Genomic DNA, 15,512 nt, shown 5'->3' with positions numbered 1-15,512 from the left:
GTGATTCGTCAGGGCGCAGTTAGTTTAGTACAGACCCAACACCTTCCACCACATCAGACCTACGGTGATAAACACCGCCTGGTTAAACAAGCTAATGATAAATCCTGTGCGCCACCAGACGCCCGTTGGAACGTACCCGGCACCAAACAGGATTGGACCGCGAGCGTGGGTGTACTGGGTGAGCGAGCAGTACAAACTGCTGGTGAAGGCCAGCATTAACGCCGTGGGGGCTGCGGGGATATTCAGATGCAGGCCGACGCCGAGGAAAACGGCGTACAGCGCGGCAATCTGTGCATTACCGCTGGCAAAAAAGTAGTGGGTATAGAAGTAGGCGGCATTCAGCAGCAACAGGACGATCACCCAACTGGTACCGTGCATAGTACTGCTCAGGCTATCGCCGATCAGATTGCCAAACCAGGTAGTGAAACCTAGTTTTTTCAGCTGGTTCGCCATCATCAGCAGCGCGGCAAACCAAATCAGCGTGTCCCATGCGCCTTTCTCGCTTTTCACATCTTCCCAGCTCAGAACGCCGCTTAGCAATAAAATGGACAGTCCCACGAACGAGGCAGTAGTGGCGTCGACGCCCAACGTATCGCCAAAAATCCACAGCACCAGCAGTACGCCGACGGTAACCAGCATCAGCCATTCGCCGCGAGACATACTGCCCATTTCAGCCAGCTCTTTGCGCGCCAGGTTCGGGGCATCTGGCGTGTGCTTTATTTCCGGGCGCACGATCCAGTAGACCAGCAGTGGAACCAGCAGTAAGGACACAAGGCATGGCAGCAGCGCCGCCATAAACCAGCTGCCCCAGGTCAGCGTGACGCCCGCATTGGCCGCCAACTTCACCGCCAACAGGTTGCCGGTATAACCGGTCATAAAGAGCGCGGCGGTGACGTCGTTGACGTTGCCAATGCAGGTGATAAGAAAGGTACCGATTTTACTGCGGGACTCATCTTCCGGGTTCGAATGGAAACTGCGTGCCAGAGAGTCGGCAATCGGATAGATGACACCGCCGCAGCGTGCCGTATTACTCGGCATTGCCGGGGAGAGGATCAGATCGGCAAAAGCCAGACCATAGGCGAGTCCCAGCGTGCGCTTGCCGAGCAGACGGATCATCTGCAGCGCAATGCGTCGTCCGAGGCCAGTTTTGATAAAACCGCGGGCAATCATAAAAGCCACGACGATAAGCCAGATAAGTGAACTGTTCAGCTCACTCAGTGCCGTGGTGATAGCGCCGCTGGCGGTTTTATCCCCGGCCGCATAGGCGAGTGCAAAAACCGTAATCCCAATAATGCCGACCGCGCCGATGGGTAAAACTTTTGCCACGATAGAAGCAATCGTCGCAACGAAGATAATTGCCGAATGCCAGGCTGGCGCACTTAACCCGGATGGAGGGGTAAGTTGCCACAGCCCGGCAGAAATGAATGTTATAAGAATTAATGGGAGCCATTTGACTCCATTACCTTTTTTCTCAGTCACGGTTACGCACCTATGGATATGGTGAATGTATTCATCAAATAAATATATTTATTTAATAATTAACAGGTTATGTTGCGCAATGCTGCTCCAGTGACTGCAAGAAATACAACAATATATGTGCGTGAATTGTTTCCTGATATTTCAAATCAGTAAAGGCCCGACGAGAGTGTCGGGCTGGAGGGAAGGGGTTAACCGCCGAACTGGTCCGGGTCTGGCCCCAGACGCTTGCCCTGATCGAGTTTCGCGATTTCGCCTAATTCATCTTTATCCAGGCGGAAGTCCCAGACGTTAAAGTTTTCTGCGATACGCGCAGGGGTGACCGATTTCGGAATCACCACCAGGCCGCTATCCAGATGCCAGCGGATGACAATCTGCGCCGGTGATTTGCCATATTTCTCTGCGAGGTCACGGATTATCTTTTGATCGAAGACGTCTTTGCCGCCCTGCGCCAGCGGGCTCCAGGATTCGGTCTGGATTTTATGTGTGGCGTTCCAGGCGTGCAGCTGGCGCTGCTGCATGAGCGGGTGAAGTTCTATCTGATTAATCACCGGAGGTACGCCGGTTTCATCCATCAGTCGCTGGAGATGGTTGATCTGAAAGTTGCACACGCCGATGCTCTTAATCAGCCCTTCTTTTTGCAGGTCGATCATGTTTTCCCACGCTTCAACGTAGTGGTCGATCGCCGGAACTGGCCAGTGCATCAGGTATAGATCGAGGTAATCAAGCTGGAGTTTCTCCATGCTTTCGAGCAAGGCTTCCCGGGGGCGTTTCTGGTCATCATTCCATAGCTTGGTGGTAATGAATAACTCTTCCCGTGGCACGCCTGCGTCACGTATTGCTTTGCCGACACCTTCTTCGTTTTTGTACGCTGCCGCGGTATCAATTGAGCGATACCCCACTTCCAGCGCTTTATGAATGGCAGTGATGACTTCTTCGTTGCTTGCCTTCCAGACCCCCAGGCCCAGTTGCGGCATGACGTTACCATCCTGTAGTTTGATAATGGTTGGAGTGGTCATAATTCCTCCCCTTAATGACTGTCACCGGAACATATTCCGGTGACATAGGTGTGACTTAAGTCTGGTATAAATACCCAAAAACGAAAGGCGGAGGTTAAAAAACCTTAGCGGGCAGCTTCGTAAATCCGACGGCTGACCTCAAGCGTAATGTCCTGATGTTCGCCCAGCTTCGTACCGCCATGCGCTTGCAGTTTTTCCAGCAGCGCCGGGATGGAGCTACCGTCCAGACCGTAGTCAGACAGGCGAGTCGGTACGCCCATTTGTTCGAAGAAAGCGCGGGTTGCGGCAATGGCGGCGTCGATGCGCTGGTCATCGCTTCCTTCGGTGATATTCCAGATACGCTCTGCGTATTGCAGCAGTTTGGCACGCTTGGTATCACGTTTTTCATTCCACAGCGCTGGCAGAACGATGGCCAGTGTTTGAGCATGATCCAGACCGTGCATTGCAGTCAGTTCATGACCCAGCATATGCGTTGCCCAGTCCTGCGGTACCCCTGCGCCAATCAGACCGTTCAGCGCTTGGGTTGCCGCCCACATGACGTTCGCACGCACGTTGTAGTTTTCCGGTTCCTGCAAGGCTTTCGGACCTTCTTCTACCAGTGTGAGCAGAATGCCTTCGGCAAAGCGATCCTGAATTTTCCCGTCGACCGGATAAGTCACATACTGCTCAACGGTATGAACGAACGCATCCACGACGCCGTTTGCAACCTGACGTGGCGGCAGGGTGTAGGTGTAAACCGGATCCAGTACGGCAAATACTGGCTGCACAAACGGGGTCATAAAGGCCAGTTTATCGCCGGTGGTTTTACGCGAAATTACCGCGCCGGAGTTAGATTCAGAGCCGGTTGCGGGCAGGGTTAATACGGAGCCCATCGGGATGGCGCTTGTTACGTCATTGCCGTGGGTTTCCAGAATACGCCATGGGTCTACGCCGTCCGCGTACTGTGCAGCAGCCGCGATGAATTTGGTGCCGTCCAGCACGGAACCGCCGCCTACTGCCAGCAGAAACGTCACTTTCTCATCACGCACGATTTTTACCGCGTTCATCAGCGTTTCATAAGACGGATTTGGCTCGATACCGCCAAACTCCAGCACGTCCAGGCCTTTCAGCGAGTCCTGAACCTGTGCCAGGACACCTGTTTTTTTCACGCTGCCGCCGCCGTAAGTAACTAGCACGCGAGCGTCCTGAGGAATTTGATCGCGCAGCTCAGCAATCGCGCCTTTACCAAACAAAATACGTGTTGGGGTATGGAGATTAAAGTTGTTCATTGCTCGTTCCCTTTGGTGGGTAATAAAAGAGGGCAGGAGAGTGTCTGCCGGATGATGAACATTGTGGTCGCCCGCCGCGTTGCTCTCAATGCTCATTTCTGCCGATGTCTTGCCCATTTCTACAGACTGCTGGAGAAAACGGATAAATCTGCGCATTATGTCAGGGTCGAAAAACGATAATGAAATGGTGCCCCATGAACCGTGATGAGATCTGCCTTCTGCTGACAGATAAAATTAAGCAGCTGAAAAACAATGAAAATAAACTCAACGAACTGCTGCCAGATGTCCGCCTGCTACACGGTACGGAGCCGGCGGCGCGTACACCAGTCATGTATCAGCCAGGCATCATATTTCTCTTTTCGGGACATAAAATTGGTTACATTAATGAGCGCGTCTTTCGCTATGACGCCAACGAATACCTGCTGCTAACCGTACCTTTACCCTTCGAATGTGAAACGTATGCGACGCCGGAGGTTCCTCTGGCCGGTATTTACCTGAATGTCGATATCCTGCAATTGCAGGAGCTGTTGATGGACATTGGGGAAGACGAGCTGTTCCAGCCCGCTATGGCTGCCAGTGGGATTAACTCTGCGACGCTCTCAGACGAAATTCTCTGTGCTGCTGAGCGCCTGCTGGATGTGATGGAGCGACCGCTGGATGCGCGTATTCTGGGGAAACAGATCATTCGCGAAATCCTCTACCATGTGCTGACCGGGCCGCGCGGTGGCGCGTTACTTGCGCTGGTAAGTCGCCAGACGCATTTCAGTTTGATAAGCCGGGTACTCAAGCGGATTGAAACCAAATACACCGAAAACCTCAATGTAGAACAGCTGGCGGCAGAGGCGAACATGAGCGTATCGGCGTTTCATCATAATTTTAAAGCGGTGACCAGTACCTCGCCGCTGCAATATCTGAAGAGCTATCGCCTGCATAAAGCACGGATGATGATGATCCACGATGGAATGAAGGCCAGTGCGGCTGCAATGCGCGTCGGCTATGAGAGCGCATCGCAATTCAGTCGGGAGTTCAAACGTTTCTTTGGCGTAACGCCGGGGGAAGATGCGGCAAGAATTCGTATGATGCAGGGGAGTTGATTTCTTGTCGGCTTTAAAGCTGTGCGCCATCAATGAAATGCCGGAGTGACTCCGGCATACGGCTAATACTCAGGCGCTACAGTATTTTTTTTTAATCACCACGAACAACGTTCCCAACAGACCTGCGGTTAACAGAGCAATCGGCAGGATCATTAAAAAGGTCATCACCTGATCTTCATGACGTTTGACGAACGGGATCATACTCAGCGCATAGCCGAAGCTGGTGACGACGGTGACCCACAGCAGTCCGCTCAGCCAGTTAAAAAACTGGAACCGACGGTTAGGAAGCCCTGAAATGCCCGCCATCGTTGGTAGCAAGGTACGGACGAACGCCAGGAAACGCCCGGCAAGCAGCGCCATCAACCCGTGTTGGTCAAACATGCAGGTAGCGCGTTGATGGTATTTTTCAGGTAATTGCGCCAGCCAGCCTTTCACCGTGCGCGTGTTGCCCAGCCAGCGTCCCTGAATGTAGCTCAGCCAGCAACCCAGACTGGCGGCGGCAGTCAGAATAGCTATGGTAGGTAAAAAACTCATCACGTCCTGAGCGATCAGCGCCCCTGCCAGCAATAACAGGCTGTCTCCGGGTAAAAAGGAGGCGGGCAGCAGGCCATTTTCTAAAAACAGTGTGGCGAACATGACGAAGTACACCACGCTCACAACGTGTGGATCCGCCAGTGCGGCAAAATCGTGTTGCCAGAGCGCGGAGACAATATCTTGAATGACTACCATGGACTTTCCTGTGGAACAGCGTTTATGTGTGGATTGTACTCCTGAATTGTCCGGGATGCCTTGATCCCGGACGCAACAATTGCAGACTTTTCCACCAGAAGTGTCTGCATATATGTCCATCTATGGCAATTTTACTCGATTCGGGCAAATCCTGCGGCCAAATCGGCAATCAGATCGTCAACGTTCTCTAAACCGATATGCAAACGGATGAGCGTTCCGCTGAAGTCCACCTCGCCTTGCGGACGGATTGCCGCAATGTGTTCCGGCTGGTTGGCGAGAATCAGCGACTCAAAACCGCCCCAGGAGTAGGCCATGCTGAACAGGCTGAAGTGATCCAGATACGCGGCCAGCTCCTCATTATTGAGTTTCTTATTCAATACAAAGGAGAACAGGCCGCTGCTGCCGGTGAAATCACGCTTCCAGAATTCATGCCCTTTACTGCTGGGCAGTGCCGGGTGGTTCACGCGGGCGACCTGCGGATGGCTGGCCAGCCACTCGGCGACCTTTAAGCTGCTTTCATGGTGCTGACGCAGGCGTACACTCAGCGTACGCAGCCCACGGCTGGTCATATAGGCGGTATCGGCGTCCAGCATTTGCCCCATCAGATACGCATTTTCGCGAAGTTGATCCCAGCAGCGGGCGTTAGAGACCGCCGTGCCGACCATGCCGTCGGAATGGCCAATCAGATATTTGGTGCCTGCCTGAATAGAAATATCGATGCCAAAATCCAGCGCTTTGAACAGCACCCCGGCAGCCCAGGTGTTATCAATCATGATGATTGCGTCAGGTGCTACGCTTCTGACGGCGGCAACAATAGCCGGAACATCATGCACTTCCATGGTGACAGAGCCGGGCGACTCCAGAAATACGACTTTGGTGTTCGGCTGCATGTGCTTCACAATATCGGCGCCAATCAGCGGATCGAACCAGCCGGTGGACACGCCGAGCTTGCCGAGAATTTTGGTGCAGAAATCCTGACTGGGTTCATAGGCGGTATTGGTCATCAGCACATGATCGCCTTGCTCCACAAAAGCGAGGATGGTGTTGGCAACGGCAGCCGCACCGCAAGGGAACAAGGCGCAACCCGCGCCGCCTTCCAGTTCGCACATCGCTTCCTGCAGAGAGAAATGCGTCAGGGTTCCGCGACGTCCATAGAAAAGCGCACCGTTGGCACGGTTGTGTGTGGCCTGCTTTTTGGCCTCCACGGTGTCAAACACCAGCGAAGAAGCGCGCTGGATCACGCTATTTACCGAGCCCAGCGTGTATTTTTTACTGCGTCCTGCGTGAACGAGCTTGGTTTCAAGTTGCTTATCTGCCATGTTGTCTTACCTGTTTTTATACGTCTGGATGTCTAAACTACCATGAATCAAAGATGACGCATCCTGCAGAACGGTTATACAGTAGAAAATAATCTCAAAATGCTTCTGGTGACTTTTTTACTGCGTAAGCGCAAGGAAAAGAAACCAAAGGTGCGGCAATATGTAAATAGTAATGAGAACGACTATCAATTCGACGTCGTTTTGATATCATTACGCTCAGATTTTGTGATTTGCGTCCTGGAGATACAGAGTGGGTAATAATTTGATGCAGACGGATCTTTCCGTCTGGGGTATGTATCAGCACGCCGATATCGTGGTTAAGTGCGTGATGATTGGGCTGATTTTGGCGTCAGTGGTCACCTGGGCTATCTTCTTTAGTAAGAGCCTTGAGTTCTTTACTCAGAAACGCCGCCTTAAGCGTGAACAGCAACTGCTGGCGGAAGCCCGCTCTTTAGATCAGGCAAGTGAGATTGCCGCAGGATTCGATGGCAAAAGCCTGGGCGCACAGTTGATTAACGAAGCGCAAAACGAGCTGGAACTGTCAGAAGGCAGTGACGATAACGAAGGCATTAAAGAGCGTACCGGCTTCCGTCTGGAGCGTCGCGTCGCGGCAGTAGGTCGTCATATGGGGCGTGGTAACGGATACCTGGCCACCATCGGGGCTATCTCTCCATTCGTCGGTCTGTTCGGTACCGTATGGGGCATCATGAATAGCTTCATCGGGATTGCACAAACTCAAACGACCAACCTGGCCGTTGTTGCGCCGGGTATCGCAGAAGCGCTGTTAGCGACCGCAATTGGTCTGGTCGCAGCAATTCCAGCGGTTGTTATCTACAACATTTTCGCACGTCAGATTGGCAGCTATAAAGCGATGCTGGGTGACGTCGCGGCACAGGTGCTGTTACTGCAAAGTCGCGATCTGGACCTGAACGCAAGCGCATCCGCGCATCCGGTACGTGCAGCGCAGAAATTACGTGTAGGATAATGTTCCATGGCAATGAGCTTTAATGAAAACCTGGATGATAACGGTGAAATGCATGAAATCAACGTGACGCCGTTTATCGACGTTATGTTGGTTTTATTGATCATTTTTATGGTGGCCGCACCGTTGGCAACGGTGGATGTGAAAGTGAATCTTCCTGCCTCCACTAGCACGCCGCAGCCGCGTCCGGAAAAACCGGTTTACCTGTCTGTTAAAGCCGATAAAAGTATGTTTATTGGCAACAATCAGGTGACGGATGACACCATGATTAGCGAGTTAAATGCACTGACAGATGGGAAGAAAGACACCACCATTTTCTTCCGGGCAGATAAAACCGTTGATTATGAAACCATGATGAAGGTTATGGATACGCTGCATCAGGCGGGCTTCCTGAAGATTGGTCTGGTTGGCGAAGAGACTGTGAAAGCGAAGTAATCCTCCTCATTGCCGGGTAATGGTTGTCGCCTTACTCGGCGTGCCTCTCCTGATTCAACTCTCTCGCATACCTGTTCTTATCTGTTCTCGTCTAACGCGACCGTGGTTATCCTGGTGGGTTCGTAGTTCCCTTCAGACAGCTTTCGTGTCAGGCGTAAGGTGGCTGTTTCCCGCGCGAGTATATGCTGGTAGGTGCTTTCCAGTCGGGCCATGATTTTGTCCCGCAGTTCTGGTTGCTGCTCCATAATGGCTTCGATCGCGGCACCGTAGATCTCTTCTTTAGCCTGTAGCGTGTAAATTTCACGCCGATTTTGCCATTTCATCCGCACCAGTGCAGCGGGAATAGAGACTATCTCCTGAGCAACGCTTTCCAGCGTCGCGTTTTTATTGGCAATCAACACGGCTAAATTTTGCTTTAAGACAAACTCATCGCTTTTATGGTTATCTAAAGCCAAATAAACATTGTTATCCTCAACATCTTTCATTTTATTTCTCTTCCAGAGAATAAAAAATAGGGTCGCTGGTTTCACGCGTAATTAAATTAAGCCAAATTTTGTTGCCCTGTTCATTTATGATGGCTGTTTTTTGAGTCAAAATTTTACTTAATTCTTGTGCGTTAATATCGCCTTCTGCTTGTAGTGAATTGAGCAGGCGAGAGAATGACTCAATTTTTGCTGCACGAAACAGACGCTCTTTTAAATGACGATCGCACTCTTCAAATAGCATATTTCGTGACTGACCGGTAGCTGTTGAGCTAATCAAAATATCGGATTCGTAATCGCTTAATGTTCTCTTTCCCTGAGTCAAATTTTCACTATTATCTACGGGATTGGTATTGGTAGCGGGGCTGGATAAGTGAAAGTGCGAGGGAACAAGATGCTCGGGAAGCATGTTGAAATATCCTTTGATGCCAATGATATGTTGTTTTAAATAAACCAGGCCGCGTTGACAATAGCATGGCGTAATTTTAAAATCAAAAAAAATGGAGCCAGTATATGAACAGTATATTTTATTCTGTTATTACCCTGCTATTGCTGACCTGCGGGGTACTTTTGTTAATGCGCAGTGCAAATAAAAACCGACATGCCGAAAATGGGCACTCTGAAAACCAGCCGGAAATGCTGAGTAAAGAAGAAGGCGAGGACCATTTCTCGGTATTGATGAATTCGATTACGCCGGTCTGGTATTGGCGCGTTAATCACGAATATATCGATTTTATCCACTCCACGATCAAGCGGATGACAATGGTGGAGTTGAATGAGACACCTGGATTATTTGATGCGCAGCGGCGTTGTAGCGATCTCAACTCTGCGGTGTATAAATATTACGACAATATTAAAAAGCGCTGTTTGAGCGGTGAGAAGGTCCCGCATGCCGACCTGGACGTGCTCAACCTGCGTCAGTGTTTTAGGGAGTTCAGTCTGGAGGCTTATCCCGCGCTTGTCGCGCTGGTGTGGCCGGAGTATCAACGCCCGGAGATCAAAGCGGAAGAGGTGTGAAGGGGACTGTTTGGCCCGTATTACGTGCCGGGGAGGCTAACGCTGCCACCCGGCACGATGTTACATACGGCTATTTGTCAGATGAGGCCTGCCACAGGTTCAGCTTACCGTCCGCGACGTGCTTATCGATCTGCGCCAGTTCTTCGGTGCTGAACGTCAGGTTCGCCAACGCCTGAACGTTTTCCTCCAGTTGCTCCGGTCGACTGGCGCCAATTAATACCGAAGTCACCCGGTTGTCTTTTAGCAGCCAGCTTAAGGCCATTTGTGCCATCGACTGTCCACGCTGTTGCGCCATCTCATTGAGCAACCGCAGGCTGTTAAGATTCTCTTCCGTCAGCATATTTTCCGTCAGCCCACGAACTTTTTTCCCTTCACGCTGCATGCGTGAACCTTCCGGAATGCCGTTGAGGTATTTCCCCGTCAGTAGTCCCTGAGCCAGTGGCGTAAAGGCGATGCAGCCCATGCCATTGGATTCCAGCGTATCCAGCAGGCCGCTGCTGTCTACCCAGCGGTTAAGCAGGTTGTAAGACGGCTGGTGGATCAGCAGGGGAATTTTCCATTCCCGCATCAGCTCGGCCATTTTTTGCGTACGCTCTGGCGAATAGGATGAGATGCCGACATACAGCGCTTTGCCGCTCTGTACGGCGTGGGCCAGGGCTGAGGCGGTCTCTTCCATTGGCGTATTTTCGTCGACGCGGTGCGAGTAGAAGATATCGACATAGTCGAGGCCCATGCGTTTCAGGCTCTGATCGAGGCTGGCGAGCAGGTATTTGCGCGAACCGCCAGAACCGTATGGCCCTGGCCACATGTCATAGCCTGCCTTGGTGGAGATAATCAGTTCATCGCGATAGTGTGCAAAATCCTCGCGCAGTAATCGGCCAAAATTCTCTTCTGCGCTGCCTGGTGGCGGCCCATAGTTATTGGCTAAATCAAAATGCGTGATGCCTAAATCAAATGCTTTACGCAATAGGGCTCGCTGTGAATCCAGCGCCTGAACGTGCCCAAAACTGTGCCATAAACCCAGCGATAGCGCGGGTAAGCGCAAACCGCTGTGCCCACAGTAGCGATAGAGCATCTGCTCGTAACGTTCAGGATTGGCAAACCAGGCCATGAGATCTCCTTAGTGCAGGTAAATTTCGAAACAACGTTTCTATTCTAGCGGGTTCACGGTGAATATCCCGTTCACCAGGTCACACTGAGATGAAAAACTGGGCAAAAACAGGTCACTGTGCTTTGCTTAAAAAAACATCAATCAGGAGTGCGACGATGCCGCGTTTGACTGCCAAAGATTTTCCGCAAGAACTGCTCGACTACTATGACTATTACGCTCATGGCAAAATAACGAAACGCGAGTTTCTCAATATGGCAGCGAAATATGCAGTGGGTGGCATGACGGCATTGGCCTTATTCAATTTATTGAAACCCAACTACGCTCTCGCAACGCAGGTAGAATTTACCGATCCCGATATTCTGGCGGAATATATTACCTATCCCTCGCCTGAAGGACATGGTGATGTGCGGGGGTATTTGGTTAAACCAACGAAGGTGACGCGGAAAGTTCCGGCGGTGGTGGTTGTGCATGAGAATCGTGGGCTGAATCCGTATATTGAAGATGTGGCGCGACGGGTGGCGAAGGCGGGCTTTATGGCACTCGCGCCTGATGGGTTAAGTTCGGTAGGGGGATATCCAGGCAATGATGATAAAGGTCGGGAATTGCAGCAGCAGGTTAACCCCGTAAAGTTAATGAACGACTTTTTTGCCGCCATTGAATTTATGCAGCATTATTCAGGGACGACAGGAAAGGTAGGTATCACCGGATTTTGCTATGGTGGTGGTGTGTCGAATGCCGCAGCTGTGGCTTTCCCTGAACTGGCCTGTGCGGTGCCTTTTTATGGGCGTCAGGTTCCTGCATCAGATGTCCCTAAAATAAGCGCGCCTTTATTACTGCACTATGCGCAATTAGATACCCGAATTAATGAGGGATGGCCTGCATATGAAGCGGCGCTAAAGGCGAATAAGAAAGTCTATGAAGCATATATCTACCCCGGTGTTAATCATGGCTTTCACAATGATTCTACCCCCCGTTATGATAAAGCTACCGCTGATTTAGCCTGGGAACGTACTCTTGCGTGGTTTGACAAATATTTGCGATAGAAAACAATAGATTATTTAATGCTTTTAATTAATTACCTGAATAATAATGCTACCTAATTTCATTAGCATTCATATTGATATAGGGCGGAGAGATAGTGGATGTACTTAAGAAAGTAAAAAAATAAAGAACGCATTATATCTTCTCTACTGCCTGCCGATAACAAGGATAAGTATCGCCTGATGGCGAATTCCTCATCAACGGCAAGGAAATTATTATGCGTTTGCTGAAAAACTTCACTATTCGTATTGTCATGTTGGCAATACTGGGACTTTTCTGCCTGCTCTGGTCGGGCGTGGGTTTATTCAGTCTTCATTCGTTATCAAAAATATCTGAAGGCAATGATATTGACCGCCATCTTGTCCATCAGATGACGGTTCTCAGTCAGGGTAACGATCAGTACTTTCGCTTCGTAACGCGCTTAAGTCGCGCCATGGATGTCAAAATGAGCGGCGGAACGCCTGATTTTGCGCCGGCGCAGCAGTCCCTGGAGAATATGAGTAAAAAACTCCAGGAGATGAAAACATTGTCTCCAGGCCCCATGGATCCGGAAGTTGCCGCGGCGGTACTGACGAAGTGGCAGGCGCTGCTGGACAATGGCGTGATCCCGCAAATGCAGTTGGCAAAGCAGGGCACGCTCACGGCCTTTGCGGAACATGCCAGTACCATAACGCCAGCGCTGAGCCGTGAATTTGGCGCCAGTGCCGAACGTTTTAACGCCACGGCAGGAGAGCGGCTTGATACCACCCGCGTGATGGTCGATGGCAAAACGTCTATCATCCGGACGTTAATTATTACTGCCGTTATCCTCGGTATTGCCCTACTGTTCTTTACCGACCGTTACCTCGTCGCCATGATGGTGAAACCTCTGGGACGCATCCGTCAGCAGTTCCAGCAGATTGCGCAGGGCGATCTCAGCCATCCCATTGAAGATTTTGGTCGTAACTGTGTGGGCCAACTGGTGCCGTTACTGTGCGCGATGCAGGACAGCCTGCGCGAAGCCGTCAGTACCATCCGTTCAGGTAGTGACAACATCTGGCGAGGGGCGACGGAAATTTCCACCGGTAATAACGATCTCTCCTCACGTACTGAAGAGCAGGCCGCGGCGCTGGAAGAGACCGCTGCCAGCATGGAGCAACTGACCGCAACGGTAAAACTGAACGCTGAAAATGCGCGTGAAGCCAGCCAGCTTGCCGATACGGCTACAGAAACGGCAGGTAAAGGCAGCACGCTGGTTTCAGAAGTGGTTGAGACGATGGACGGCATTGCCGCCAGCTCTAAACAGATCGCGGAAATCACGTCAGTTATTAATAGCATTGCTTTCCAGACCAATATTCTGGCGCTGAACGCCGCAGTTGAAGCTGCCAGGGCAGGCGAGCAGGGGCGCGGTTTTGCCGTCGTTGCCGGTGAAGTACGCAACCTTGCCAGTCGCAGCGCTGGGGCGGCGAAAGAGATTGAGACGCTGATTGGCGAGTCATCTCGTCGTGTCGATCAGGGGGCTCGTCTGGTTAAAGAAACGGGATTAACCATGGAGGCAATTCTGCGCGGTGCCACCGAAGTGACGGTCATAATGAAGCAAATTGCCTCAGCCTCGGAAGAACAGAATAAGGGCATCTCGCAGGTGAGCGTGGCGATCACGCAGATGGACAGCGTAACGCAACAGAACGCTGCATTGGTAGAGCAAGTCTCCGCCGCTGCCGTGGCGTTGGAACGACAAACAGAGGAACTGCAACGCTCGGTGCAACAGTTCCGCCTCTCAGCGAATGATGTGCAATACGCCGCTGCTAATACTGCTTCCCCTTCAGCAGACAGCAAAACGTCTGCGGCAGCTAAAACGGATGAATGGGTGTCCTTTTAAGCTGGCATAAAAAGTTCGTGATACCTCTGGTCTTTGCTCAAAAAATCGCTATATAATTTATTATATAGAGATTGGAGGTTATGCATGGACAACCATTTTGGAAAAGGCCTGATGGCCGGATTAAACGCCTCAAGTGCGGACAGCGCACGCTCAGTGGCGAATTTTTGTGCGGATTATAAGCGTGGTTTTGTGTTGGGATTTTCACATCGCATGTTTGAAAAAACGGGCGATCGACAGCTTAGTGCGTGGGAGGCGGGCATCCTCACGCGCCGCTATGGCCTGGATAAAGAGATGGTGATGGATTTCTTTAAAGAGAACCAGTCCAGTACGACAATTCGGTTTTTCATGGCTGGCTATCGGCTCGAAGCTTGATCCGAAAGGGGTATTCCGTTGCTTTAATTAATTACACTATTGACCAACACCTTCGTTTTGTTGCTCCGTCGAAGTAATATATCGCACATAACCATATAAAAAGTGTGGTAAATGGCGCGCCGATCGCAATATGCAACATGCGAATGGTGCAAAATAAAAAGCCAGGTCTTCGCAACGGAATAACTATAAAATGACTGGAGATAACTCTCTCATCAATTCGAGCGGCATTAATCGCCGTGATTTCATGAAGCTTTGTGCAGCACTGGCCGCTACCATGGGGCTCAGTAGCAAAGCCGCCGCAGAAATGGCCGAATCAGTTTCTCGTCCTCAGCGCCCACCGGTTATCTGGATTGGTGCTCAGGAGTGTACGGGTTGTACTGAATCGCTGCTTCGCGCGACACACCCTACAGTGGAAAACCTCGTTCTGGAGACAATCTCTCTGGAATACCATGAGGTGCTCTCTGCCGCCTTCGGCCATCAGGTTGAAGAGAACAAACATAACGCTCTGGAGAAGTACAAAGGGCAATATGTTCTGGTAGTGGATGGTTCTATCCCACTGAAAGATAATGGCATTTACTGCATGGTTGCCGGTGAGCCGATCGTGGATCACATCCGCCGGGCCGCAGAAGGCGCAGCCGCTATCATTGCCATCGGCTCTTGCGCCGCGTGGGGTGGTGTTGCTGCCGCTGGCGTTAACCCAACGGGTGCCGTCGGCCTGCAAGAAGTTCTGCCAGGCAAAACCATCATCAACATCCCCGGCTGTCCGCCGAACCCGCATAACTTCCTCGCAACGGTCGCCCATATCATCACTTACGGTAAGCCGCCGAAGCTGGATACCAAAAACCGTCCGACATTCGCCTATGGCCGTTTGATTCACGAGCACTGCGAACGTCGCCCGCACTTCGATGCTGGTCGTTTTGCGAAAGAGTTTGGCGATGAAGGCCACCGTGAAGGTTGGTGCCTCTACCATCTGGGCTGTAAAGGGCCAGAAACCTACGGCAACTGTTCAACGCTGCAATTCTGCGACGTTGGCGGCGTGTGGCCGGTGGCTATTGGTCACCCTTGCTACGGCTGTAACGAAGAAGGCGTCGGTTTCCATAAAGGTATTCACCAGCTTGCTCATGTGGAAAACCAAACGCCGCGTTCCGAGAAGCCTGACGTCAATATGAAAGAAGGCGGTAATGTATCTGCCGGAGCGATTGGACTGCTGGGTGGCGTAGTAGGACTGGTTGCCGGCGTCAGCGTGATGGCGGTACGTGAACTGGGGCGTCAGCAAAAGAAAGATAACGCTGACTCACGGGGAGAATAA

At 51.4% G+C, this 15,512-nt stretch carries 16 protein-coding genes; 8 read left to right on the top strand and 8 right to left on the bottom strand.

The window, feature by feature from the left end:
• Positions 1-24: 24 nt before the first annotated feature.
• The 3 genes from OGV71_RS07990 to yqhD all read right to left on the bottom strand — a co-directional run bounded on the left by OGV71_RS07990 (position 25) and on the right by yqhD (position 3,763).
• Positions 25-1,479, bottom strand: coding sequence for a DASS family sodium-coupled anion symporter (locus OGV71_RS07990; RefSeq protein WP_286533022.1), 1,455 nt, complete (start codon positions 1,477-1,479; stop codon positions 25-27).
• Between the two features lie 188 nt (positions 1,480-1,667).
• Positions 1,668-2,495: a 2,5-didehydrogluconate reductase DkgA gene (dkgA, locus tag OGV71_RS07985; protein ID WP_003024520.1), complete on the bottom strand. Its 828-nt coding sequence runs from the start codon at positions 2,493-2,495 to the stop codon at positions 1,668-1,670.
• 104 nt (positions 2,496-2,599) lie between these two features.
• Positions 2,600-3,763: an alcohol dehydrogenase gene (gene yqhD / locus OGV71_RS07980; RefSeq protein WP_071696288.1), complete on the bottom strand. Its 1,164-nt coding sequence runs from the start codon at positions 3,761-3,763 to the stop codon at positions 2,600-2,602.
• Positions 3,764-3,957: 194 nt separating this feature from the next.
• On the opposite strand from yqhD, the gene OGV71_RS07975 reads away from it, so the two are divergent.
• Positions 3,958-4,857: an AraC family transcriptional regulator gene (locus tag OGV71_RS07975; RefSeq protein ID WP_153983661.1), complete on the top strand. Its 900-nt coding sequence runs from the start codon at positions 3,958-3,960 to the stop codon at positions 4,855-4,857.
• Positions 4,858-4,926: 69 nt separating this feature from the next.
• Here the strand turns inward: OGV71_RS07975 and yghB are convergent, their stop codons facing one another.
• A complete protein-coding gene (yghB, locus tag OGV71_RS07970) occupies positions 4,927-5,586 on the bottom strand; it encodes a DedA family general envelope maintenance protein YghB (protein WP_003024510.1) in 660 nt (219 codons plus the stop codon).
• Positions 5,587-5,717: 131 nt separating this feature from the next.
• Entirely contained in the window at positions 5,718-6,905 is a 1,188-nt protein-coding gene (gene metC, locus OGV71_RS07965; protein WP_044713735.1) for a cystathionine beta-lyase, read from the bottom strand.
• Between the two features lie 250 nt (positions 6,906-7,155).
• On the opposite strand from metC, the gene exbB reads away from it, so the two are divergent.
• Positions 7,156-7,890 carry a tol-pal system-associated acyl-CoA thioesterase gene (exbB, locus tag OGV71_RS07960; RefSeq protein ID WP_003024507.1) on the top strand — a complete coding sequence of 245 codons (735 nt, stop codon included), beginning with the start codon at positions 7,156-7,158 and terminating at the stop codon, positions 7,888-7,890.
• A gap of 6 nt (positions 7,891-7,896) precedes the next feature.
• Positions 7,897-8,322: a TonB system transport protein ExbD gene (gene exbD / locus OGV71_RS07955; RefSeq protein ID WP_003024505.1), complete on the top strand. Its 426-nt coding sequence runs from the start codon at positions 7,897-7,899 to the stop codon at positions 8,320-8,322.
• A 77-nt stretch (positions 8,323-8,399) separates the two neighbouring features.
• On the opposite strand, the gene OGV71_RS07950 is transcribed toward exbD, so the two are convergent.
• Positions 8,400-8,807: a hypothetical protein gene (locus OGV71_RS07950; RefSeq protein ID WP_003838178.1), complete on the bottom strand. Its 408-nt coding sequence runs from the start codon at positions 8,805-8,807 to the stop codon at positions 8,400-8,402.
• A gap of 1 nt (position 8,808) precedes the next feature.
• The gene (locus OGV71_RS07945; protein ID WP_003024501.1) at positions 8,809-9,213 is read right to left on the bottom strand and encodes a hypothetical protein; all 405 of its coding nucleotides are present in this window, start codon (positions 9,211-9,213) and stop codon (positions 8,809-8,811) included.
• A gap of 104 nt (positions 9,214-9,317) precedes the next feature.
• Here OGV71_RS07945 and OGV71_RS07940 point away from each other — a divergent pair, with 104 nt between their 5' ends.
• On the top strand, positions 9,318-9,821 hold the full coding sequence (locus OGV71_RS07940) for an ESA_00282 family adhesion-associated protein (protein ID WP_003024499.1): 504 nt from the start codon (positions 9,318-9,320) through the stop codon (positions 9,819-9,821).
• Positions 9,822-9,891: 70 nt separating this feature from the next.
• On the opposite strand, the gene OGV71_RS07935 is transcribed toward OGV71_RS07940, so the two are convergent.
• Positions 9,892-10,932, bottom strand: coding sequence for an aldo/keto reductase (locus OGV71_RS07935; protein WP_204583278.1), 1,041 nt, complete (start codon positions 10,930-10,932; stop codon positions 9,892-9,894).
• A 155-nt stretch (positions 10,933-11,087) separates the two neighbouring features.
• Between OGV71_RS07935 and yghX the strand changes: the two genes are divergently transcribed.
• The 4 genes from yghX (at position 11,088) to hybO (ending at position 15,512) form a co-directional block, all read left to right on the top strand.
• Positions 11,088-11,975, top strand: coding sequence for a YghX family hydrolase (yghX, locus tag OGV71_RS07930; protein ID WP_071696285.1), 888 nt, complete (start codon positions 11,088-11,090; stop codon positions 11,973-11,975).
• Positions 11,976-12,190: 215 nt separating this feature from the next.
• Positions 12,191-13,831, top strand: a complete 1,641-nt coding sequence (locus tag OGV71_RS07925) for a methyl-accepting chemotaxis protein (protein ID WP_003024493.1) — start codon at positions 12,191-12,193, stop codon at positions 13,829-13,831.
• Positions 13,832-13,915: 84 nt separating this feature from the next.
• Complete coding sequence (locus OGV71_RS07920; RefSeq protein WP_003024490.1) at positions 13,916-14,203, top strand: DUF2623 family protein; 288 nt, start codon at positions 13,916-13,918, stop codon at positions 14,201-14,203.
• A gap of 190 nt (positions 14,204-14,393) precedes the next feature.
• Positions 14,394-15,512 (top strand): hydrogenase 2 small subunit, encoded by a 1,119-nt coding sequence (gene hybO / locus OGV71_RS07915; protein WP_003024486.1) that lies wholly within the window; start codon positions 14,394-14,396, stop codon positions 15,510-15,512.

The organism is Citrobacter sp. Cf088, from assembly GCF_030334295.1.
GTDB lineage: Bacteria > Pseudomonadota > Gammaproteobacteria > Enterobacterales > Enterobacteriaceae > Citrobacter > Citrobacter freundii.
Note: the sequence above shows the minus strand (reverse complement) of the source record. Positions and strands in the feature narration are given on the sequence as shown.

Excerpts from the sequence above, each read along its gene's own strand:
- dkgA (WP_003024520.1), bottom strand. The coding sequence starts at position 2,495 with ATGACCACTCCAACCATTATCAAACTACAGGATGGTAACGTCATGCCG.
- yqhD (WP_071696288.1), bottom strand. The coding sequence starts at position 3,763 with ATGAACAACTTTAATCTCCATACCCCAACACGTATTTTGTTTGGTAAA.
- OGV71_RS07975 (WP_153983661.1), top strand. The coding sequence starts at position 3,958 with ATGAACCGTGATGAGATCTGCCTTCTGCTGACAGATAAAATTAAGCAG.
- yghB (WP_003024510.1), bottom strand. The coding sequence starts at position 5,586 with ATGGTAGTCATTCAAGATATTGTCTCCGCGCTCTGGCAACACGATTTT.
- metC (WP_044713735.1), bottom strand. The coding sequence starts at position 6,905 with ATGGCAGATAAGCAACTTGAAACCAAGCTCGTTCACGCAGGACGCAGT.
- exbD (WP_003024505.1), top strand. The coding sequence starts at position 7,897 with ATGGCAATGAGCTTTAATGAAAACCTGGATGATAACGGTGAAATGCAT.
- OGV71_RS07950 (WP_003838178.1), bottom strand. The coding sequence starts at position 8,807 with ATGAAAGATGTTGAGGATAACAATGTTTATTTGGCTTTAGATAACCAT.
- OGV71_RS07945 (WP_003024501.1), bottom strand. The coding sequence starts at position 9,213 with ATGCTTCCCGAGCATCTTGTTCCCTCGCACTTTCACTTATCCAGCCCC.
- OGV71_RS07940 (WP_003024499.1), top strand. The coding sequence starts at position 9,318 with ATGAACAGTATATTTTATTCTGTTATTACCCTGCTATTGCTGACCTGC.
- OGV71_RS07935 (WP_204583278.1), bottom strand. The coding sequence starts at position 10,932 with ATGGCCTGGTTTGCCAATCCTGAACGTTACGAGCAGATGCTCTATCGC.
- yghX (WP_071696285.1), top strand. The coding sequence starts at position 11,088 with ATGCCGCGTTTGACTGCCAAAGATTTTCCGCAAGAACTGCTCGACTAC.
- OGV71_RS07925 (WP_003024493.1), top strand. The coding sequence starts at position 12,191 with ATGCGTTTGCTGAAAAACTTCACTATTCGTATTGTCATGTTGGCAATA.
- OGV71_RS07920 (WP_003024490.1), top strand. The coding sequence starts at position 13,916 with ATGGACAACCATTTTGGAAAAGGCCTGATGGCCGGATTAAACGCCTCA.
- hybO (WP_003024486.1), top strand. The coding sequence starts at position 14,394 with ATGACTGGAGATAACTCTCTCATCAATTCGAGCGGCATTAATCGCCGT.